Below are 21,431 nucleotides of genomic sequence, written 5' to 3'. Positions count from 1 at the left end.
CAGGCATCGTGCGATAGTTGGTCAAATTCTGCAGCGCTGCCGTCCCATTCACACATTCCGCAATATCGAGAAACCATGCCCTCTTCCGCCATATTTACTAATTCCGCATTCTCTGCATTACATGCCGAAATACATGCACCCACTTCGGTATTACGTGAAAAGATCACCGCTGCATACCGGCTTGATGAACAACAGGCGGTTAGCTCACTAGTAGAACAGATGGGCAAGGATACCGCATTGCAGGAACAGACTACCGTACTGGCAAAACAGCTTGTCATTGCAGTTCGGGAGAAACGCACGCGGGCTTCCGGAGTTGATGCACTAATGCATGAATTTTCACTATCCTCGGATGAAGGAATTGCACTGATGTGTCTGGCAGAAGCCTTATTGCGCATTCCGGATCATCAAACTGCTGACCGCTTAATTGCAGATAAGCTAAGTCGTGGCGACTGGCGAAAACACCTCGGGGTATCACCTTCCCTGTTCGTCAATGCCGCCACCTGGGGATTACTGGTTACGGGAAAACTCGTCAGTAGCAGCAGCGAACAAGGTTTGGGGTCTGCACTGACCCGCCTAATTGCAAAAGGTGGTGAGCCACTGATACGCAAGGGCGTCGATCTGGCGATGCGCATGCTGGGCAATCAATTCGTAACGGGTCAAACCATTGATGACGCCTTGGCCAATAGCCGTAGCAACGAGGCGCGTGGTTATCTGTATTCGTACGACATGCTTGGCGAAGCTGCCTTGACGGCAGAGGATGCAGACAAATACATGTTGTCCTATGAAAATGCCATTCATGCGATTGGTCGTGCATCAGCAGGAAGAAGAATACGAAATGGACCAGGAATTTCGGTGAAGTTGTCCGCCTTGCATCCACGCTATTCCCGTGCCCAGCACAACCGTGTCATGACCGAATTGTTACCTCGTTTACAAAGCCTGTTACTGCTGGCAAAGACTTACGATATCGGTCTCAACATTGATGCGGAAGAAGCCGACCGACTGGAGCTCTCGCTCGACCTGATGGAAGCACTCGTTCGTGATCCGGAATTGGCGGGCTACGACGGAATCGGCTTTGTAGTCCAGGCTTATCAGAAGCGCTGTCCCTTTGTGATTGATTTCTTGATTGACCTGGCACGCACGAATGGCCGGAAATTGATGGTGAGACTTGTCAAAGGTGCGTATTGGGATGCCGAAATCAAACGGGCACAAGTCGATGGCATGCCCGGTTATCCGGTCTACACACGCAAGGTCTATACAGACGTGTCCTATCTGGTATGCGCTGAAAAATTACTTGGGGCAACTGATGTGTTGTATCCGCAATTTGCTACGCACAATGCCCATACGCTTTCAGCAATCTACACATCAGCAAAAAGCCGCGGTATATCCGACTACGAATTCCAGTGCCTGCATGGTATGGGCGAAACTCTGTATGACCAAGTTGTCGGCAAGAACAACCTTGACAAGCCCTGCCGTATTTATGCTCCTGTAGGATCGCATCAGACATTACTAGCTTACCTAGTACGCCGCTTGCTAGAAAACGGCGCGAACTCTTCTTTCGTCAATCAGATTGTCGATGCCAAGGTAGCGGTAGAAACACTGATAGCTGATCCGGTAGATGGCGCCCGGATGCTGGCAGGCATTCCTCACGCTAGCATTGCTCTGCCCCGTGCCATGTTCGGCAACGAACGTCCCAATTCGTCCGGTATCGACCTGAGCAACGAGCAAGAACTGGCAGACGTGGACAGTGCTTTCGCCCGCTTCGGCCCAATGCAATGGCATGCAATGCCGCTGCTGGGTGAGAAGGTTGCCGTCAGCGACAACAAATCATTGCCGGTTAATAGTCCTGCGGATCGTCGTGATCAGGTCGGTTCCGTAATAGAGGCCAACCAGGCTGATGCCGATTCCGCGCTGAACGCTGCTTGTGCGTATGCAACTACCTGGCAAAACGTCTCGCCATCGGATCGATCTGTCATTCTTTTCCGCGCTGCCGATCTATTCGAGTCGCACAAGCTGGAACTGATGGCATTAGCTATCCGTGAAGCAGGGAAATCGTTACCAAACGCCATCGCAGAGGTGCGTGAAGCAGTCGATTTTCTTCGGTATTACGCGAGTCGTGTCACGACTACCCCGAATGCCGCAGCGCTTGGTGCGGTAACTTGCATCAGTCCTTGGAATTTTCCGCTAGCGATTTTTACCGGTCAGATTAGCGCTGCGCTGGCCGCGGGTAATGTTGTACTGGCGAAACCTGCCGAGCAAACTCCGCTAATTGCCTATCGCGCAGTACAGTTACTGCATGAAGCCGGTATACCACGCAGTGCATTGCAATTTCTGCCAGGGCAAGGTGAAAAAATCGGCGCTAAGCTAGTGGCAGACCCACGTACCAGCGGCGTTATTTTTACTGGCTCGACCAGCGTTGCACAACTGATCAATCGCACGCTGGCAAAACGTGCACTAGCCGAATCCTCTGATGTTGCGCTCATCGCAGAAACAGGTGGGCAAAATGCAATGATCGTTGATTCAAGTGCATTGACGGAGCAAGTTGTACAAGATGTCATCAGCTCTGCTTTCGACAGCGCCGGTCAGCGTTGTTCGGCACTCAGGGTACTGTGCCTGCAACAGGAAATTGCCGATAAGACGCTTGTTATGCTTAAAGGAGCCATGCGAGAACTTGTCGTCGGCAACCCGGATCGACTCGCAACAGATATCGGGCCAGTCATCGACATCGAAGCCCGTGATGGTTTGCTCGCGCATATCGAGCACATGAAAAAATCGGCTCGTTCGGTTTTTCAGCTGCTACTACCGGAAAATGCACAGCACGGCACATTCGTGCCGCCGACAATCATCGAGATCGATTCGTTGTTAGAACTGACCCATGAAGTTTTCGGCCCTGTCTTACACGTACTACGCTATCAGCGTGCTGACTTGCCGCAGATGGTGGACGCCATCAATGCAACCGGGTATGGGCTGACCTTCGGTATCCATTCACGTATCGATGAAACCATCGACTTCGTCAGCAACCGTATTCACGCCGGAAATATCTATGTCAATCGCAACATCGTCGGCGCTGTAGTCGGTGTGCAGCCGTTTGGCGGAGAAGGTAAATCCGGTACAGGTCCGAAAGCAGGTGGTCCGCTTTACCTGCAACGTTTGCAACGTTCATCCGAAAGCAAGCTTACTGCTCCTGGTATCGTTACCGATCCGGGCGTAGTGGATGCCCCTGTACTCCGTGCGTTACTAGCATGGGCCAGCGCGCATGGGCATGAGACTATTTCCGGATTAGGCGAGCACTACCTGCGAAGCACCCTTCTTGGTAGCACGCTTGTATTGCCTGGGCCGACAGGCGAGCGCAATACCCTGTCATTTGCTGCTCGCGGTGAGGTACTTTGTGCAGCAACCACTGTCGGTGCTCTGCTTAATCAACTGGCTGCGGTCCTGGCGACAGGAAACAAGCCGGTCATGTTGGCAACTACGGCGGCACGATTGCCAGCAGGCTTGCCAGTGGAAGTACGTCAGCGGATAAAAACCATAAAGGACGTTACTGATGAAGATCAGCCATTGCAGATTGCATTGATCGAAACCTTGCTCGTTGCAGACATGTGCGTAGCTCTGGCAGAGAGGAATGGCGCACTTGTCTCGTTGATCGAAACGTCAGGGCTAGTGCCTGTTCCGTTGTGGCGCCTGGTTTCGGAACGTGCGATGTGTTCTAACACAACGGCGGCTGGTGGCAATGCCAGTCTCATGACGCTGGAAGTTTAATTTTCAAATAAAAATACCGTTCGGGGCGTTATTCGGACGGTATGCATATCGATTGATCCTCCCCGGTCAGTAACAACTGCTTATGCAATCCGGAGCGCCAGCCGCTCCGCTCTTTGCACACCGTCCGTACTTTTCAAAATTCCCTGGATTGCGCCACTGCATGAAACGGCCCAAGTCGAACACGAATTTTCCAGATGGAAATCAGTAGTAATAGTTAGTTAAATTTTTCTTTAAAAACAACCAACTGTATTATTCTGATATTTCATACAGGAGCCGTTTCAGTGGGTACGAAGGTGAATCTTTTACTGCGGATGGCAGCTGAAAATAGTGTGCTGATAAATAGCTAACAAATAACTTGGAATTTCTTTAGTTATCTCGGCTGAAATTGTCTTCAGAAGGCCGCAGACGTAGCGCCAACTGTTTTTGCTGCCCCCCATGTGCAATGGCCTTTCTAAGTGGCGTAGCGAACCTCTGCGTCGTCCTGAGCATGATTTTTCGGACGATGCGTTGCTTTACTCTCATTTTTTAAGAAATACTTCTTTTCGAATTGCAAAAATACGGTTTTTTGTTTTAAGTTAAAGGTTTATATATCTGTTTAGTAGTAGTAGTTAACAAGGCTGTGTTTCTGTGGATAAGCAAGTATTTCTCTTTCATATCAAGTGTTTACAGAAAAGATAACAGGGATGAAAAACTCTTTTTTCATCCATAACAAGTTCTGGATAACTTTACGAAAAAGGGCTTTTGACTTGGTTATCCACACTTGATCCACCGGTTATCCAGAGACCTGTCTACAACCTGGGTTTCAGTCGTTGAAATCACTGAAAGTAAGATGTTTATCAACCAAGGTCCAACTTGCGTCTGTTTCGACTGTATGGGCACAAGGCTACTTTTAAATCACACTTTTGCTCCCTCCCCAGCAGTACGTTTGTTAAACAGCTCCTAGGCACTGCTGATGCAGTGCTTGTCCATGCAATGGACAGACCCTTACCTGTAAATCCACAAAAAGAAGTTCTTTACGGATGCGCAGTTTTGAAAATTTTTTTCCCTTTTCAAGAGTTCTTTTAATAGATCTATATATCTGTTTAGTAGTAGTAGTTAACGCAGCATCATTTCTGTGGATAAGCCGGTAAACCAGTTTAAGATCAAGACCTTGGAAAAAAGATAAGTTGTTCCACAAGTGCCTTTTTGTAGGAGGACAAGTTCTGGATAACTTTCGGCTTCAGAATAAGGTCTACGCTTGTTCACACTTGCTGCACAGCTTATCCATAGGTTTATCCACAACAACTAAGGAGCATTGCCTGTCGACAGCGACGCTACCTATTATTTGCGCCAAAGATTTGCCAGCAGATCGAAAGCAGATGCAATTGCCGGCTCGGTTTTACGGCTCTGAAGTGCAATAAAAGTAAGTTCAGTAGATAAACTGACGGTGTCTGCTATCACGAGGTCGTGTACATGCGCCTCATGCAATGCAATCGACTCACGCACCAGAGACAGGCCAACGCCGGATTTGACCAGATCAAGCATTGAGGATTCCTGATCTACGAGGGCGACTTGCTCTGGTAGCACTTTATATTCAGCGAATTTTTTGATCAGCAGGCGATGATGTGCCGATTCTGGCGGTGCCCAGATCCACGGCAATGTAGCCAGTGCATCCCAATCTTTACCGGCAACACGTGCCTTCCAACCTTGCGGTGCAACAACGTTGTAGGTGAACGAAGTGAGTATTTGAGAATGAAATTCTTTGGGCGGGATGCCAAGGTAATACCCTGCATCGAGAATGCCTGTCCTGACTTGTTGGAGCACATTGCCCGACATTCCCTGGCGTAATTGTGTTGACAGTTGGGGATGGTTTTCAACTAGCTTTTTCAGGAAAGCACCGAGCCGTGTAAATTCAGGATCAAGAATGGTGCCTATGGCGAGCGGACCTGAAATACTGGATTGCAACGCTCGCACGCCCTGATGGAATTCAGCAATACCGGTCAACACACGCTCTGCGAACGGAAGTAATTTTTCACCATCTACTGTGAGCTGCATGCCACCAGGCGAGCGAGTGAACAAGGTGACGCCAAGTGTTTTTTGCAGGGCCTTGAGTTGCAGGCTGACAGCGGGTTGGGTCAGGTGTAAATGTTGCGCTGCACGCGTCAGATTGCCCTCTTGTGCAATCGTGACAAACGCGCGTAATTGCGTGAAATCCATCTGTTCTCCATAAGGAATGCTTATGAGAAAACGATGATAACTCATTGGATTTTGCCTGCGTCGGGCTATATCCTTGCGTTCACATTAAATAACCCTAGGATTTGTTATGACCACGTCCGTCCCTGTTATCCAGCATTTCATCAATGGCAGCATCGTCGAGTCCACTAGCGAACGACGCCAGGATGTATTTAATCCGGCAACCGGAGCGGTTGCTGCACAGGTAGTTCTGGCCAATGTTGATGAAGTCAATCAAGCGGTTGCAGCGGCAAGTGCGGCTGCGCCGGCATGGGCGGCAACAGCACCTTTGAAGCGAGCCCGCATCCTGATGCGCTTTAAGGAGTTGATGGAACAGAATCACGATGCGCTGGCAGCTGCGATTACGCGGGAGCACGGGAAGGTTTTTTCTGACGCCAAGGGAGAAGTGACGCGCGGTCTGGAGGTTGTCGAGTTTGCCTGCGGTGCGCCGCAACTGCTCAAGACACAGTTTTCAGACAATATTGGCGGTGGCATCGATAACTGGCAAATGCGTCAACCGCTGGGCGTCACGGTCGGGATAACGCCGTTCAATTTTCCAGTGATGGTGCCTTTGTGGATGGCGCCGATGGCAATAGCGACCGGCAACACATTTATCTTGAAGCCGTCCGAACGCGATCCCTCCGCCTCGATGTTATTGGCTGATTTGTTTCAGCAAGCCGGTTTGCCAAAAGGTGTTTTTAACGTAGTGCAAGGCGACAAGGTAGCGGTTGATGCGCTGTTGCAGCATCCCGACGTGAAAGCCGTGTCGTTTGTTGGATCAACCCCGATTGCTGAATACATTTATACCGAGGGAGCGAAACGCAAAGGTACTTATCCGTTGCGTGTGCAGGCACTCGGTGGCGCTAAAAATCACCTGGTCGTGATGCCGGATGCGAATCTGGAATTGGCAGTAGATGCGTTGATTGGTGCGGCTTATGGCTCAGCTGGGGAACGATGCATGGCGATTTCAGTTGCCGTTGCGGTTGGTGCGGTAGCCGATAAGTTGGTTGAAGCGCTGATTCCTCGCGTCAAATCCTTGAAGGTCATGAACGGAATGGAAGATGCCGCTGAAATGGGCCCGGTTGTCACCGGTGTGCACAAGGAAAAAATTGAAGGCTACATCCAGGACGGTATCGATGAAGGTGCGACTCTTTTGGTAGATGGTCGTGGCCTCACAGTGCCTGGTCATGAAAACGGTTTTTTCCTTGGTGGAACTTTGTTCGACCATGTCAAGCCAGGCATGAAGATTCACAACGAAGAGATCTTCGGCCCAGTATTGTGCATCGTGCGCGTACCCGATTTTGCGGCCGCGGTTGAGTTGATCAATGGCCATGAATTTGGTAATGGCGTGGCCTTGTTCACTTCCGATGGTAATACGGCACGCGAGTTTTCGCGCCGGATCGAGGTGGGTATGGTGGGTATTAATGTGCCCATTCCAGTACCAATGGCCTGGCATTCTTTTGGAGGTTGGAAGCGTTCGTTGTTTGGCGATACGCATGCCTACGGCGAAGAAGGCGTCCGCTTTTATACGCGTTACAAATCCATCATGCAGCGCTGGCCGGAGACAATTGACAAGGGTGCCGAATTTACGATGCCAGTAGCGAAATAGAAGGGCGGTATCGGTCATGGCGCAATCAGTAGGCAAGTACGATTACATCATCATCGGGGCCGGCTCTGCCGGTTGCGTGTTGGCGAAGCGGTTATCGGAAGACAAGACGGTACGGGTATTACTGCTCGAGGCGGGTGGCAAAGATGATTATCTCTGGATACACATCCCGGTCGGCTACCTGTATTGCATCAACAATCCCCGCACCGATTGGCTTTACAAAACCGAGGCTGAGGCAGGTTTGAATGGCCGTAGTCTTGGTTATCCACGCGGTAAAGTGTTGGGTGGTTCTTCTTCTATCAACGGCATGATTTACATGCGTGGTCAGTCGCAGGATTACGATGGCTGGGCCAATTCTTGTGGTGACGATGCATGGCGTTGGGAGAATGTGCTGCCACTTTTCAAGAAGAGTGAGGACCATTACGACGGCGTCACCGAGTTTCACGGTGCCGGTGGCGAATGGCGGGTTGAAAAACAGCGCTTGTCGTGGGAAATACTCGATGCGTTTCGCGATGCGGCAGCCGAAGTGGGTATTCCGAAAACCGATGATTTCAATCGTGGCGACAACAACGGATCAGCGTATTTCGATGTGAATCAGCGGCGCGGTGTACGCGTCAGCACCGCGAAGGCGTTCTTGAAAACAGCAGGTAATCGCGGCAACCTCGACATCATGACCGGCTGCCAGGTACAACGCCTGAAACTGGAACATGGGCCTGATGGAGTCCGGTGTACAGGTGTCGAGTTCACGGGTGGCAATCAGTCATGGACAGCAGAATCCGTTCGCGAAACGGTGCTCTCTGCCGGCGCAATCGGTTCGCCGCAAATCCTGCAATTGTCCGGTATCGGTCCGTCTTCGCTGCTGCATGAAAACGGCATTGCGCCAATCATCGATCTGCCTGGTGTTGGTGAAAATCTGCAGGATCATTTGCAGATCCGGATGGTGTTCAAAGTGGTTAATACCAAGACCTTGAACACGATGGCCAATAGCTGGTTCGGCAAAATGAAAATCGGTCTTGAATACGTGTTGACTCAGAAGGGGCCGATGTCGATGGCACCGTCGCAACTAGGGGCCTTTGCACGTTCGGATCCGTCCCTGTCGAGGCCGAACCTGCAGTATCACGTGCAGCCCCTTTCGCTTGAAAAATTTGGTGAGCCTTTACACGCGTTTCCAGCTATTACTGCAAGTGTTTGCAACTTGCGGCCGACTTCGCGTGGTCATGTACGGATTGCTTCTGCAGAAGCGACACAAGCACCAAAAATCACGCCGAATTATTTACACACGGCCGAAGACCGGCATGTGGCTGCCGATGCGCAGCGCCTGACGCGGTCTATCATCAACGCGCCATCTCTGAAAAAATACGCAGCAACCGAGCTCAAGCCAGGGCCGGAGTTGCTTTCCGAAGAAGCCTTGATTCGTGCTGCCGGCGATATTGGTACTACTATTTTCCATCCGGTTGGCACATGCAAAATGGGTTCCGCATTAGATCCGCTGGCAGTGGTGGATAGCCAGTTACGGGTGCGTGGGGTAGTTGGTTTGCGGGTCGTCGATGCGTCGATCATGCCGACGATTACGTCTGGAAACACCAATTCTCCGACGGTGATGATTGCCGAAAGAGCTGCAATGTTGATCCTCGCTGCGCATAAGGGATAACACCTAGAAGGGATTTTCTGGCGTTGTATGCATAGCGAACAAGCTATGATCTCGGTGGAATTCGGGGTGGGAGAACAGTGTCGTACCGAGTCAATTTGGCGTGGTAGTTGTACGGTATTGTTTGATCCCGTTGTCGCTTGTACTATCGATCAAAATTTGCGGCTGCACAAAAAACAAGCAACCAGGAGACACGATGACCGAAGTCATCCTAGAAACAAAAAACTTGACCAAAGAGTTCAAGGGATTCACCGCTGTCGACGCCGTGAACCTGCGCGTTCAGCGCGGACACATTCATGCGCTGATCGGACCTAACGGTGCAGGCAAGACGACGTGCTTCAATTTGCTGACGAAATTTTTGGTGCCAACATCGGGCCACATTCTCTTTAACGGCAAAGACATCACTGCATCAAAACCGGCACAAATCGCCCGGCAAGGCATCATTCGGTCATTCCAGATTTCAGCAGTTTTCCCGCATCTCTCGGTGATGGAAAACGTCCGTATCGGCTTGCAGCGTACGCTGGGAACGTCTTTTCATTTCTGGAAAAGCGAGCGTAGTTTGGCTTTGCTAAACGATCGTGCAATGGCTCTGCTGGCCGAAGTTGATCTGGCGGAGTTTGCCGATACGATTACCGTTGATTTGCCATATGGCCGCAAGCGGGCACTTGAAATCGCGACCACGCTGGCAATGGATCCTGAGATGATGCTGCTCGATGAGCCGACCCAGGGTATGGGTCATGAAGACGTCGATCGTGTGACTGCACTGATCAAAAAAGTCTCAGCTGGCAGGACTATCTTGATGGTTGAACACAACATGAATGTGGTCTCTGGTATTTGCGACCGGATTTCGGTGTTGCAACGGGGCGCGATGTTGGCTGAAGGGACTTATCAGGAAGTATCAAATAACCCGCAGGTGATGGAAGCCTATATGGGTACCTCCACCAGCGCGCTGGAAGGAAATCACTGATGTCGGTCAATGCTCTTGAAATCTCCGGGCTGCAGGCCTGGTATGGTGAATCTCATATTTTGCATGACGTCAATTTCACGGTCGAAAAAGGCGAGGTAGTAACGCTCCTCGGTCGTAATGGTGCGGGTCGCAGCACAACGTTGCGAGCCATCATGGGATTGACCGGGACCCGCAAAGGGTCGATCAAAATCAATGGTGTTGAATCCATCGATCTTCCAACACACAAAATTGCGCATCTGGGTGTTGGTTACTGTCCCGAGGAACGTGGGATTTTTTCATCGCTGACAGCAGAAGAAAATTTGATGTTGCCGCCGGTTGTATCCAGTACCGATAAGGGCATGTCGGTGGCAGAGATTTACGACATGTTTCCGAACCTGAAAGAACGTCGCTTTAGTCAGGGCACGCGCTTGTCTGGCGGGGAGCAACAAATGCTGGCTGTCGCGCGTATTTTGCGTACTGGCGCCCGGTTGTTGCTACTTGATGAGATTTCGGAAGGCCTTGCACCGGTCATCGTGCAAGCGCTGGCACGCATGATCACAACACTGCGGGCCAATGGCTACACCATCATCATGGTCGAACAGAATTTCCGGTTTGCTGCACCGTTGGCGGATCGGTTTTATGTAGTGGAGCATGGACAAATCGTTGAAACAATAGCGTCATCCGAGCTCGAGGCCAAGATGCCTGTGCTCAACGAGCTATTGGGTGTGTAAACGAGAAAATAGTTCTGCAAGCCTTATCTATCCCTGGAGAGAGACATGAATACCAAACTAAAATCAATTGCACCAAAGACAATGACACTTGCCATCAGTGCGGCATTTGCGCTGGTATTTGCAAGTAGCGCATCGGCTCAGATTTCGGGTGATACCGTGAAAATCGGTTTTATTACTGACATCTCCGGCCTCTATTCGGACATCGACGGGCAGGGCGGAGTGGAAGCCATCAAGATGGCAATCGCCGATTTCGGTGGGACGCTCAATGGCAAAAAAATCGAACTGATCACGGCTGACCACCAGAACAAGGCTGACATTGCTGCGAGTAAGGCACGTGAGTGGTTCGACCAGCAAGGTGTTGATATGCTGATCGGCGGCACCAACTCGGGTACCAACCTGGCAATGTCGAAAGTAGCTCTTGAAAAGAAAAAGCCTTTCATTTCGATCGGTGCGGGTACCGCACGTTTAACGAACGAAGAGTGCACACCGTACACGCTGCATTACGCGTATGACACCGTGGCGCTTGCCAAGGGTACCGGGGCTGCCGTGGTCAAACAGGGCGGGAAAAGCTGGTTTTTCCTGACAGCAGACTATGCGTTCGGTGCATCACTTGAAAATGACACTACCAGTGTCGTCAAAGCTAACGGCGGTACCGTTTCCGGTTCGGTTCGTCATCCTTTGTCCGCCTCTGACTTTTCGTCGTTCCTGTTGCAGGCGCAAGCTTCCAAGGCACAAATCCTGGGCTTAGCCAATGCGGGCGGCGACACTGTCAATGCGATTAAGGCCGCCAATGAATTCGGCGTCAACAAGACCATGAAACTGGCTGGTCTGCTGATGTTCATTAATGACGTACATTCACTGACACCAAAACTGACCCAGGGCATGTATCTGACGGATAGCTGGTATTGGGATCAAAACGATGAATCGCGCAAATGGTCACGTCGTTATTTCGAAAAAATGAAGAAGATGCCATCCAGCTTGCAAGCTGCCGATTATTCAGCAACGCTGACCTATCTAAATGCGGTCAAGGCAACAGGCAGTGATGATACCGACAAGGTGATGGCTCAGATGCGCAAAACCAAGATCAACGACATGTATGCCAAGAACGGCATGATCCGTGATGACGGCAGCATGATCCATGACATGTACCTGATGCAGGTGAAATCGCCTACCGAGTCAAAGTATCCGTGGGATTATTACAAGGTCATACAGACGATTCCTGGAGATCAAGCCTTCACGACAAAAGCGGAAACAAAGTGCGCTAGCTGGAAATAATCTTGCTGGCATAAGCAACAAGTCATCAAGTCCGCTGCCCCGGCGCGCCGCCTGATCTTTCTGCGCGCGCCTTTTTTTTGCAGTTCCATCCGGGGATGCCCGGATGACTTTTCACTGAATTTGCCATGGAAATTTTCGGCGTACCCCTGCAAGCCATGATGAGCCAGTTATTGCTTGGCCTCGTCAATGGTTCGTTTTATGCCATGTTGTCGCTTGGATTGGCGGTTATTTTTGGTCTGCTGAATGTGATCAATTTTGCGCATGGGGCCTTGTATATGCTGGGTGCCTTCTCTGCATGGATTGGACTTACGTATTTCGGTCTTAACTACTGGACGATGTTAATCGTGGGTCCGTTGGTGGTCGGATTATTTGGAATCGTGATTGAAAAAACGATGCTGCGCTGGTTGTATAAGCTGGACCACTTATACGGACTGCTCCTGACGTTCGGCATCACCCTCGTTGTAGAGGGTGTACTGCGTTCGATTTATGGTGTGTCGGGTCAATCCTATCCAACACCGGAGGCTCTTTCAGGTGCGACGGATCTGGGATTCATGATCCTGCCGAATTACCGGGCCTGGATTGTGGTGGCTTCATTGGTAGTCTGCTTTGCAACCTGGTTCGTGATCGAAAAAACCCGGCTTGGAGCTAATTTGCGTGCCGGCACCGAAAATCCAAAACTGGTTGAAGCTTTTGGTATCAATGTTCCGCTAATGGTGACTCTGACCTACGGTTTTGGTGTTGCGCTGGCCGCGTTCGCAGGAGTATTGGCGGCACCGGTGATTCAAGTATCGCCGCTAATGGGATCGAATCTGATCATTGTGGTGTTTGCGGTGGTGGTGATCGGTGGCATGGGATCAATACTCGGCTCCATTCTGACGGGGTTGGCGCTGGGTGTTATCGAAGGGATGACGCGCGTGTTTTATCCGGAAGCATCGGCCACCGTGGTGTTTGTGATCATGGCGATCGTTTTGATGATTCGTCCTGCCGGCTTGTTCGGTAAAGAAAAATAGGCGATTTGTGATGACTCATTCAACGCCACTACTGAATCATCCGGTCAAGACTCCGGTCTTGCCGCATTGGAGTTTTAAAGCATGAATAAGAAAATTGGTTACGCCATCGTATTGGCTGCCTTGCTGGCAGCACCGTTTTGGCTTTATCCGGTGTTTTTGATGAAGGTATTGTGTTTCGTGTTATTTGCTTGTGCATTCAACCTGCTGATCGGCTTCACCGGGTTGCTCTCATTTGGTCACGCTGCTTTTTTTGGCGGGGCTGGCTATGTCGCCGGTTATGCAATGGCAACGCTGGGTTTGCCGCCTGAAATTGGGATATTGCTGGGCACGTTGGCGGGGGCCTTGATTGGTTTGTTCATGGGAAGTTTTGCGATACGTCGGCAGGGCATTTATTTTACGATGATCACGCTTGCGCTTGCCCAGATGCTGTATTTCGTCTTTCTTCAGGCTAAATTTACTGGCGGCGAAGATGGATTGCAGGGTGTTCCGAGGGGTAAGTTGCTCGGTTTTATTGATCTTAGTAATGATCTGACTTTGTACTACTTAGTGCTGCTTATTGTTGTTGGCGGGTTCGCGGTGATTATGCGCGTCGTTCATTCCCATTTTGGTCAGGTGTTAAAGGCGATCAAGGAAAATGAACCGCGAGCTATTTCATTAGGGTACGACGTCGATCGCTATAAGCTGTTGGCTTTTGTCTTATCTGCGGCTCTTTCCGGCCTTGCCGGTGCCACGAAAACCTTGGTCCTTGGATTCGAAACATTGACCGATGTCCACTGGTCAATGTCGGGGTTGGTGGTGTTGATGACTCTCGTGGGTGGATTGGGAACCTTGAGTGGTCCTATTGTTGGTGCGGTCATTATCATCGCGCTCGAAAACAAGTTGGGCAGCTACGGCACATGGTTGGCAAATTTTACGACCATTGAGTGGTTTCGTACCATCGGCCAGTCGGTTACGATTGTGATCGGGTTAATCTTCATCATTTGTGTACTTGCCTTCCGTCGCGGCATCGTTGGAGAACTGGTAGCACGCTTTAAGCGACATTGATCTTTCGTCACGTATACCGGACAGTCGTCTATCGGCTGTTCGGTTGATGGTCCTCTATCAGTTCAGTACCTTCTTTCTTCATCCGTCTTGTCGTTTATCCCGTCGTCGTATTCAGTGTCTCTTCCCCGTTAAATAAAGTTAATATTCAGGCAATGGTATGTGTTTGGCTTCGCTGTCGGTGGGTGGTCCTATTCAGGTGTGCCCGGGCATTACGCCGCGAGAATCGTGTTGATGTGACTGATATCCGGTAGTGATTTAAGGAAGATATTTAGCAAATTAATAGGGTGAGATACCGTGCCGGTCTGACAGGTCACACTACAATTTGGATACCTACTCTGTTGGGTGTGGTGAATGTCTATTTTGAGTGGAGCGGTCAGTCTCGTTTTTCTTGCGTGGTAGTTGCTCCAATGTAAAATACATTGCTTGTTTTTACTCAAATTTCTGCACAGGTTGCAAGTAGATTGCATGTCTATTCCTTATGTATTTCCTCTTGGCAAGTTTCGTTTCGGGTGGTGTTTGGTTGAATTGGGCTCGAAATGAGTGAGTTCGCATTTCTGTATATAGCAGCCTTCTTTGCTGGTTTTGTGGATGCAGTGGTCGGTGGCGGTGGTTTGATTCAGCTACCTGCCTTGTTTTCGGTTTTCCCTAATATCGCACCAGCGACTCTTCTAGGAACAAATAAACTCTCGGGGTTTTGGGGGACTGGGGCCGCAGCAATCAGTTTCGCGCGGCGGGTCAAGATCGAATGGACAGCGGCTGTACCAGCTGCAGCGGCCGCCTTTGTTTTTGCTTTTGCTGGGGCTTACACGGTGACGCGGATTCCTCCGGATTTCATTCGGAAGATGCTGCCGTTTATTCTGATTGCAGTAGCCGCATACACGTTTATGCGCAAGGATATGGGTATTACTCATGCGCCTGTGCACAAGGGCGTTAAAGAGCGTTGGCTGGCAATTACGGTTGGGGGTTCCGTTGGGTTCTACGATGGTTTTTTCGGGCCTGGCACTGGTAGCTTTCTTGTTTTTTTGTTTGTACGTGTCTTTGGCTTCGATTTTTTGGGAGCTTCTGCGGTCGCTAAGATCGTTAATGTTGCTTGTAACATCTCAGCTTTATTATGGTTTTGGAAGAGTGGTCACTTACTGTGGCAGATAGGTTTGGCAATGGCTGTTTGCAATGTACTTGGTTCGTTGATTGGTAGTCGCATGGCGATCAAGCACGGTAGTGGTTTCGTTCGTAGATTATTTCTTGTTGTTGTGCTGCTGTTGATTCTTAAGACCGGTTATGACGCTTTTTTCAAGTAACTAGCTATCGAGTAATCGTTATTTGTTTCACGTGGAACATGGTGGGCTATGGAGGATTTTTTAGTGCAGCCAACGGCGATATATCAACGTACTGAATCTGGTCGTATGGAAATTCAGTTAAAAAAACTCGGCCTCACTCAGAGCGAACGGTTAGTGCTGATTTTCGTCGATGGCAGGATGTCGCTGGCCGAATTGAAAGAAAAATTGAGAGGCTTAGAAACTAGCCGGCTTGAAAAAGCGATAGATAGGTTAGCTACGAGGCAATTGATTTTTGAAGTCTTGATGCACGACGCCAGTCTGCTGTCTGATGTGCTTGATGCTGTTGTAGTTGATCGATTCCTCCAGCAGGATCCGCTTGATCCGGTAACCATTGTGTCGTTCGATGCGCAGTATGAGTATGAGTATGAGATTGCGGCTGCGGATCACAAGGTTATTGGGATTGATCAGGTGACGGCACCGGTCGGGTCGGTACCTGGCTTGGTGCCGGTTGCACAGCAGAGTGTGGGTGGTAGCTCGCACCTTATCTCGAGCGTTGATTTCTACGTTCCGCTTGAGAAAACTCAGTTGGTATCGCCTTTCATTTTGTCATCGACAAAAGACACTGCTACTATTCAAAATGTTTTGCCGCTGCAGTTATTGGATGTTGTGGGGACCGGCTCAACCGGACGTAGTGATTTGAGTTATTTGTTATGGCGGCTATTAGTAGTCGTTGGTATTTTTTTGGTCGCCTTGTCCGGCGCATTAAATATGCTCTCCTAGTCATGTTTCACGTGAAACATTGGTCGCCGTAGTTTACTGCAAGGCTGAATCCACGGCGAAAAGCCCTTATAATCCGGCTTCTATTCACCGTCCATCGGGTCGAATCATGCAATTTCCCTCAGAGTTTGACGTCATCGTTGTTGGTGGTGGTCACGCTGGCACAGAAGCCGCGCTCGCCTCAGCACGAATGGGGCAAAAAACACTATTGCTGTCCCACAATATAGAAACTTTGGGGCAAATGTCTTGCAATCCGTCTATTGGCGGCATCGGCAAGGGCCACCTGGTGCGGGAGGTTGATGCAATGGGTGGTGCGATGGCTATTGCGACCGATGAGGCTGGTATACAGTTTCGGATCTTAAATTCATCAAAAGGTCCTGCTGTGCGGGCGACGCGGGCACAGGCCGATCGTCTGCTTTACAAGCAAGCCATCCGGACCCGTTTGGAAAACCAGCCAAATCTTTGGCTTTTTCAGCAGGCAGTGGACGACCTGATTGTCGAGGGTGATCGTGTTGTAGGTGCTGTTACTCAAATCGGCATTCAATTCAGAAGTCGCGCAGTCGTTTTAACTGCGGGCACTTTCCTGGACGGAAAAATCCACGTAGGGCTAAATAATTATTCTGCTGGACGTGCGGGGGATCCACCGGCGGTAACTTTGTCTGCTCGTTTGAAAGAGCTAAAAATGCCGCAAGGCAGGCTAAAGACAGGAACGCCGCCGAGGTTAGACGGCCGCACAATTGACTTTTCCGTCATGCAGGAGCAGCCCGGCGATCTCGATCCTATTCCTGTTTTTTCAGTCATGGGCTCTGTCAGCATGCATCCGCAGCAATTACCTTGCTGGATAACGCATACGAATGAGCGCACGCACGACATCATCCGTGGCGGCCTCGATCGCAGTCCGATGTACACCGGTGTCATTGCAGGTATCGGGCCACGGTATTGTCCTTCGATCGAAGATAAAATTCATCGCTTTGCAGACAAGTCGTCACACCAAATTTTCCTTGAGCCTGAGGGTTTGACGACCAACGAATATTATCCAAACGGGATTTCGACCAGTTTGCCGTTTGATGTTCAATTGGCGCTGGTACGGTCAATGGCCGGACTCGAACAGACGCACATCCTTCGCCCGGGATATGCCATTGAATACGATTACTTTGATCCACGTGGATTGAAAGCATCACTCGAAACAAAGTCGATTCAGGGATTATTTTTTGCAGGACAGATCAACGGCACAACCGGATACGAGGAAGCAGCCGCGCAAGGGATGCTGGCAGGTTTGAATGCGGCCCTGCAAACACAAGGCAGGACTGCCTGGACGCCAGGTCGGGATCAAGCCTATCTTGGTGTGTTGGTAGATGACCTTGTTACCCAAGGCGTGCAAGAGCCTTATCGGATGTTCACTAGTCGGGCCGAGTATCGTTTGAGTTTGCGGGAAGACAATGCCGATATGCGTTTGACAGAAATTGGCCGTGAGTTGGGTTGCGTAGGTGACCTCCAATGGGCAGCATTCGAACAAAAAAGAGAGGCCGTCGCGCGTGAACTCGAACGGTTGCGATCTACGTGGGTAAGCCCGCGGGTCCTTGCCGACGCAGAGTCCGAACGCGTGCTTGGCAAGGCGATTGAGCGCGAATATTCACTCGCGGATTTGTTGCGACGGCCTAATGTTAGTTATGCGGGATTGTTGTGCTTGACTGGTATCGAGGGCCAAGCTTTGGCTGGTCCTGGGGTAATGGACCTGATTGTCAGAGAGCAAGTCGAAATTCAATTGAAGTACGCCGGATATATTGATCGTCAAGCTAAAGAAATTGAACGGCACGAGCAGTTCGAGCATCTCAAACTTCCTGCTGAGTTCGATTACCTTGCAGTTTCCGCATTATCAATGGAGGTACGCCAAAAGCTGCATACGCACCGTCCAGAGACACTAGGTCAAGCTTCACGTATCTCAGGCGTGACGCCGGCGGCGATGTCGTTATTGCTGGTACATCTAAAAAAAGGTGGCTACAACGAATTCCTTGATACTACCGCAAGTGATATTGCAGCCTGAAACCAGACTATGACGAACACTTTCAACCGCCTCGAATTGACACAGTTACTTAGTGCCGGTGCAACGTCTCTCGATTTGTTTCTTGAGGAGGCGACACTCGAGCGATTAATCGATTATCTGGTGCTACTGGCCAAATGGAATGCCGTCTACAACTTGACGGCTATCCGTGACCCGCAACAAATGGTGACCCAGCATCTACTGGATGCGCTTTCTATTTTGCCGGCCTTTCTTCACGTGAAACATGTACTTGACGTGGGAGCTGGCGGTGGATTGCCGGGGATGGTGCTGGCAATCTGGGCGCAACAAGCGAATCCCGCATTGCGAATTTCGATGGTGGATACGGTCCACAAAAAAACGGCGTTCCTGACCCAAGCGAAGGTTGAGCTCGGATTGACCAATGTGACTGTGCACACAGGCAGAGTAGAGGCATTAAAAGTCACTCAGCTCTTCGATGTGATTACTTCCAGAGCGTTCGCGGAGTTGGTAGATTTCGTCAACTGGTCAGCGCACCTGCTTGCTGAAGACGGTCGTTTTATCGCCATGAAAGGGCAGTTGCCCGTTGACGAAATTGCACGGCTCCCATCCGGATGGAAGGTGGCAGAAATTCGCCCGCTGCAGGTGCCCGGTCTTAACGCCGAGCGGCACTTGATTTTTATTGAGCGAGATACTGCATGAACCGGGGGATTTGTTTTGCTGCATTGTTTCTGTTACTGCAGACGACCAACGGGCAGGCACAAACGGTCACGGCTGTTGCTGATTTCGACTTGAGTCGCTATGTCGGAAGTTGGTACGAAATTGCACGCCTTCCCAACAAATTTCAAAAGCAATGCGTTGCGGATGTCAGCGCAACCTATGTCAAGCGTACCGATGGTGATATCGATGTCATCAATCGTTGCAAGAACGCGGCTGGGACAATTGAAGAAGCAGTGGGGCAGGGTCGCGTTCCCGAGCCTGGCACAAAGGCAAAGTTAAAAGTACGATTTGCACCCCGATGGTTGTCCTGGTTGCCGATGGTGTGGGCGGACTACTGGGTTTTAGATATTGCCCCGGACTACTCGGTTGCTGCAGTCGGAGATCCTACTAAAAAGTATCTATGGATTCTAGCCCGTAAAAAAGAGATTGCCGATCCGGTCTATCAGGCATTGATGAAGCGTCTTACCAGTCAGGGGTTCGACACAAGCCAGTTAGTCCTCACGCGTCACGATGACTCGAAATAACATTCGCCACGTCGCACGGCTTTACATCACTAGCAAATAAAAAAACATGGCTAAAATATTTTGTGTGGCAAATCAGAAGGGCGGAGTGGGCAAGACCACGACCGCCGTCAATCTTGCTGCGGGACTGACGAAAATTGGACAGCGTGTCTTGCTGGTTGATCTTGATCCACAAGGCAACGCAACAATGGGTGCCGGTATCAACAAGACCACCTTGACGAGCTCTATTTACGAAGTTTTACTAGGCATGTCTGACGTTGCCAGCGCACGCCTGAAATCTGAAAATGGCGGTTTCGATGTATTACCCGCGAATCGGGAACTCGCCGGTGCCGAAGTGGAAATGGTCCAGCTTGAAAATCGCGAAAAACGTCTGAAGGATGCATTGAGCCTGGTCAGCGATGATTATGATTTTATGTTGATTGACTGTCCTCCGGCGTTGTCCATGCTGACGCTCAACGGCTTGTGCGCTGCCAACGGCGTGATTATTCCTATGCAATGTGAGTATTACGCGCTTGAAGGTTTGTCCGATCTGGTCAATACGATCAAGAAGGTCCATGCCAAACTCAATCCGGATTTAAAGATCATCGGTTTGCTACGGGTGATGTTTGACCCGCGCATGACATTGTCACAGCAGGTCTCTGCGCAGTTGGAACAACATTTCGGCGATAAAGTTTTCAAGACAATGATTCCCCGCAATATTCGTTTGGCCGAGGCACCGTCGTACGGGATGCCAGGAGTTAATTTCGATCCCGGCTCGAAAGGAGCGCAAGCCTATATCGCGTTCGGTGCCGAGATGGTCGAGCGTATCAAAACAATGTAAAGCACAATCATGGTCACCAAAAAACACAAAAGCGGCTTAGGTCGCGGCCTAGAAGCATTGCTCGGCGGTTCGACGGATTTCGAACTCGCCGTGCCGAATTTGCCGGGAGCGCCGGCAGTACTTCCTGTTGTTGCCATGCAAGCAGGTAAATACCAGCCGCGGACACGCATGGATGAAGGGGCATTGAATGAGTTAGCCGCTTCCATTAAGGCACAAGGCGTGCTGCAGCCTATTCTGGTGCGGCCGATTGCGGCGCACGACGGCATCGAGCGTTACGAAATCATTGCGGGTGAGCGGCGGTTTCGAGCCGCCCAGATCGCCGGCCTGATTGAGGTACCAGTGCTGGTCAAGGACGTTGACGACCAGTCTGCCGCCGCCATGGCCTTGATTGAAAACATTCAGCGCGAAGATCTGAACCCCCTTGAAGAAGCTCAAGGTATTCACCGGTTGATCAGTGATTTCGAATTCACGCACGAACAAGCGGCGACAGCGGTAGGGCGCTCGCGGAGTGCGGTGTCCAACTTATTGCGCTTGCTCAACCTCGCACAACCGGTGCAGACGATGTTAATGGCAGGAGATCTGGACATGGGGCATGCTCGTGCACTATTGCCGGTTGATGCTGCTACCCAGATAACACTGGCCAATCAGATTGTTGCGAAGCGCATGTCGGTACGTGACGCCGAAAAGCTGGTGACCCGCACGTCCAGCGAGCAATCCGCAGATCCACAGCCACGGAAATCTAAGTCGGGTGATATAGCCCGGCTTGAAGAAGAATTGTCGGACTCTCTCGCAACTACCGTGACGGTAAAAATTGGCGCACGCAACAGGGGCCAGCTAGTCATTGATTTCGCGAGTCTCGACGCGCTTGACGGGGTGATTGCCCGGCTGCGGGTAGCCGCATAAATAGTCATATTGTGACTCGGCCGGCACTGATGTGACGGCCGATTCGATCTCAATCAAAACATTCTGCCGAATAGTGAAATAGGCCGCACTTTTCTCCTCTTCTCTGTACGCCAAATAATTGACTGCCCCTTCGGAAACCACTTATAATCCCGTGGCTTCCGAGCCCCCA

Annotated in this window: 16 protein-coding genes; 15 read left to right on the top strand and 1 reads right to left on the bottom strand. The window is 50.6% G+C overall.

The features are described 5' to 3' along the window. The first annotated feature begins 75 nt into the window (after nucleotides 1-75). Entirely contained in the window at nucleotides 76-3,756 is a 3,681-nt protein-coding gene (putA, locus tag RHM62_RS01700; protein WP_322123863.1) for a trifunctional transcriptional regulator/proline dehydrogenase/L-glutamate gamma-semialdehyde dehydrogenase, read from the top strand. A 1,320-nt stretch (nucleotides 3,757-5,076) separates the two neighbouring features. Here the strand turns inward: putA and RHM62_RS01695 are convergent. Further along, nucleotides 5,077-5,952 carry a LysR family transcriptional regulator gene (locus RHM62_RS01695; RefSeq protein WP_322125289.1) on the bottom strand — a complete coding sequence of 292 codons (876 nt, stop codon included), beginning with the start codon at nucleotides 5,950-5,952 and terminating at the stop codon, nucleotides 5,077-5,079. A gap of 106 nt (nucleotides 5,953-6,058) precedes the next feature. On the opposite strand from RHM62_RS01695, the gene RHM62_RS01690 reads away from it, so the two are divergent. The 14 genes from RHM62_RS01690 (at nucleotide 6,059) to RHM62_RS01625 (ending at nucleotide 21,262) form a co-directional block, all read left to right on the top strand. Then, on the top strand, nucleotides 6,059-7,576 hold the full coding sequence (locus RHM62_RS01690; protein ID WP_322123862.1) for a CoA-acylating methylmalonate-semialdehyde dehydrogenase: 1,518 nt from the start codon (nucleotides 6,059-6,061) through the stop codon (nucleotides 7,574-7,576). A gap of 16 nt (nucleotides 7,577-7,592) precedes the next feature. Beyond that, nucleotides 7,593-9,224 (top strand): GMC family oxidoreductase, encoded by a 1,632-nt coding sequence (locus tag RHM62_RS01685; protein WP_322123861.1) that lies wholly within the window; start codon nucleotides 7,593-7,595, stop codon nucleotides 9,222-9,224. 193 nt (nucleotides 9,225-9,417) lie between these two features. Next, nucleotides 9,418-10,188, top strand: coding sequence for an ABC transporter ATP-binding protein (locus RHM62_RS01680; RefSeq protein WP_322123860.1), 771 nt, complete (start codon nucleotides 9,418-9,420; stop codon nucleotides 10,186-10,188). Beyond that, nucleotides 10,188-10,898 carry an ABC transporter ATP-binding protein gene (locus RHM62_RS01675; RefSeq protein WP_322123859.1) on the top strand — a complete coding sequence of 237 codons (711 nt, stop codon included), beginning with the start codon at nucleotides 10,188-10,190 and terminating at the stop codon, nucleotides 10,896-10,898. Before RHM62_RS01680 ends, RHM62_RS01675 begins: the two co-directional genes overlap by 1 nt. A gap of 45 nt (nucleotides 10,899-10,943) precedes the next feature. Next, the gene (locus tag RHM62_RS01670; protein WP_322123858.1) at nucleotides 10,944-12,173 is read left to right on the top strand and encodes an ABC transporter substrate-binding protein; all 1,230 of its coding nucleotides are present in this window, start codon (nucleotides 10,944-10,946) and stop codon (nucleotides 12,171-12,173) included. Nucleotides 12,174-12,298: 125 nt separating this feature from the next. Further along, nucleotides 12,299-13,183: a branched-chain amino acid ABC transporter permease gene (locus RHM62_RS01665; RefSeq protein ID WP_322123857.1), complete on the top strand. Its 885-nt coding sequence runs from the start codon at nucleotides 12,299-12,301 to the stop codon at nucleotides 13,181-13,183. An 81-nt stretch (nucleotides 13,184-13,264) separates the two neighbouring features. Beyond that, a complete protein-coding gene (locus RHM62_RS01660) occupies nucleotides 13,265-14,227 on the top strand; it encodes a branched-chain amino acid ABC transporter permease (RefSeq protein WP_322123856.1) in 963 nt (320 codons plus the stop codon). Nucleotides 14,228-14,763: 536 nt separating this feature from the next. Beyond that, nucleotides 14,764-15,525: a TSUP family transporter gene (locus tag RHM62_RS01655; protein ID WP_322123855.1), complete on the top strand. Its 762-nt coding sequence runs from the start codon at nucleotides 14,764-14,766 to the stop codon at nucleotides 15,523-15,525. 48 nt (nucleotides 15,526-15,573) lie between these two features. Further along, nucleotides 15,574-16,284 (top strand): hypothetical protein, encoded by a 711-nt coding sequence (locus tag RHM62_RS01650; protein WP_322123854.1) that lies wholly within the window; start codon nucleotides 15,574-15,576, stop codon nucleotides 16,282-16,284. Nucleotides 16,285-16,390: 106 nt separating this feature from the next. Continuing rightward, nucleotides 16,391-18,325 carry a tRNA uridine-5-carboxymethylaminomethyl(34) synthesis enzyme MnmG gene (gene mnmG, locus RHM62_RS01645; RefSeq protein WP_322123853.1) on the top strand — a complete coding sequence of 645 codons (1,935 nt, stop codon included), beginning with the start codon at nucleotides 16,391-16,393 and terminating at the stop codon, nucleotides 18,323-18,325. Nucleotides 18,326-18,334: 9 nt separating this feature from the next. After that, nucleotides 18,335-19,000: a 16S rRNA (guanine(527)-N(7))-methyltransferase RsmG gene (gene rsmG, locus RHM62_RS01640; protein WP_322123852.1), complete on the top strand. Its 666-nt coding sequence runs from the start codon at nucleotides 18,335-18,337 to the stop codon at nucleotides 18,998-19,000. Then, entirely contained in the window at nucleotides 18,997-19,542 is a 546-nt protein-coding gene (locus RHM62_RS01635; protein ID WP_322123851.1) for a lipocalin family protein, read from the top strand. Before rsmG ends, RHM62_RS01635 begins: the two co-directional genes overlap by 4 nt. 46 nt (nucleotides 19,543-19,588) lie before the next feature. Further along, nucleotides 19,589-20,359 (top strand): AAA family ATPase, encoded by a 771-nt coding sequence (locus RHM62_RS01630; RefSeq protein ID WP_322123850.1) that lies wholly within the window; start codon nucleotides 19,589-19,591, stop codon nucleotides 20,357-20,359. 9 nt (nucleotides 20,360-20,368) lie between these two features. Further along, a complete protein-coding gene (locus tag RHM62_RS01625; RefSeq protein WP_322123849.1) occupies nucleotides 20,369-21,262 on the top strand; it encodes a ParB/RepB/Spo0J family partition protein in 894 nt (297 codons plus the stop codon). The last annotated feature ends 169 nt before the right edge of the window (nucleotides 21,263-21,431 follow it).

The sequence above is a fragment of the Actimicrobium sp. CCC2.4 genome, from assembly GCF_034347385.1.
Taxonomy (GTDB): domain Bacteria; phylum Pseudomonadota; class Gammaproteobacteria; order Burkholderiales; family Burkholderiaceae_D; genus Actimicrobium.
This window is presented reverse-complemented; position numbering and strand designations above follow the sequence as displayed.

Bases quoted from the DNA above. Each gene is read 5' to 3' on its own strand.
- putA (WP_322123863.1), top strand. From the start codon at position 76: ATGCCCTCTTCCGCCATATTTACTAATTCCGCATTCTCTGCATTACAT.
- RHM62_RS01695 (WP_322125289.1), bottom strand. From the start codon at position 5,952: ATGGATTTCACGCAATTACGCGCGTTTGTCACGATTGCACAAGAGGGC.
- RHM62_RS01690 (WP_322123862.1), top strand. From the start codon at position 6,059: ATGACCACGTCCGTCCCTGTTATCCAGCATTTCATCAATGGCAGCATC.
- RHM62_RS01685 (WP_322123861.1), top strand. From the start codon at position 7,593: ATGGCGCAATCAGTAGGCAAGTACGATTACATCATCATCGGGGCCGGC.
- RHM62_RS01680 (WP_322123860.1), top strand. From the start codon at position 9,418: ATGACCGAAGTCATCCTAGAAACAAAAAACTTGACCAAAGAGTTCAAG.
- RHM62_RS01675 (WP_322123859.1), top strand. From the start codon at position 10,188: ATGTCGGTCAATGCTCTTGAAATCTCCGGGCTGCAGGCCTGGTATGGT.
- RHM62_RS01670 (WP_322123858.1), top strand. From the start codon at position 10,944: ATGAATACCAAACTAAAATCAATTGCACCAAAGACAATGACACTTGCC.
- RHM62_RS01665 (WP_322123857.1), top strand. From the start codon at position 12,299: ATGGAAATTTTCGGCGTACCCCTGCAAGCCATGATGAGCCAGTTATTG.
- RHM62_RS01660 (WP_322123856.1), top strand. From the start codon at position 13,265: ATGAATAAGAAAATTGGTTACGCCATCGTATTGGCTGCCTTGCTGGCA.
- RHM62_RS01655 (WP_322123855.1), top strand. From the start codon at position 14,764: ATGAGTGAGTTCGCATTTCTGTATATAGCAGCCTTCTTTGCTGGTTTT.
- RHM62_RS01650 (WP_322123854.1), top strand. From the start codon at position 15,574: ATGGAGGATTTTTTAGTGCAGCCAACGGCGATATATCAACGTACTGAA.
- mnmG (WP_322123853.1), top strand. From the start codon at position 16,391: ATGCAATTTCCCTCAGAGTTTGACGTCATCGTTGTTGGTGGTGGTCAC.
- rsmG (WP_322123852.1), top strand. From the start codon at position 18,335: ATGACGAACACTTTCAACCGCCTCGAATTGACACAGTTACTTAGTGCC.
- RHM62_RS01635 (WP_322123851.1), top strand. From the start codon at position 18,997: ATGAACCGGGGGATTTGTTTTGCTGCATTGTTTCTGTTACTGCAGACG.
- RHM62_RS01630 (WP_322123850.1), top strand. From the start codon at position 19,589: ATGGCTAAAATATTTTGTGTGGCAAATCAGAAGGGCGGAGTGGGCAAG.
- RHM62_RS01625 (WP_322123849.1), top strand. From the start codon at position 20,369: ATGGTCACCAAAAAACACAAAAGCGGCTTAGGTCGCGGCCTAGAAGCA.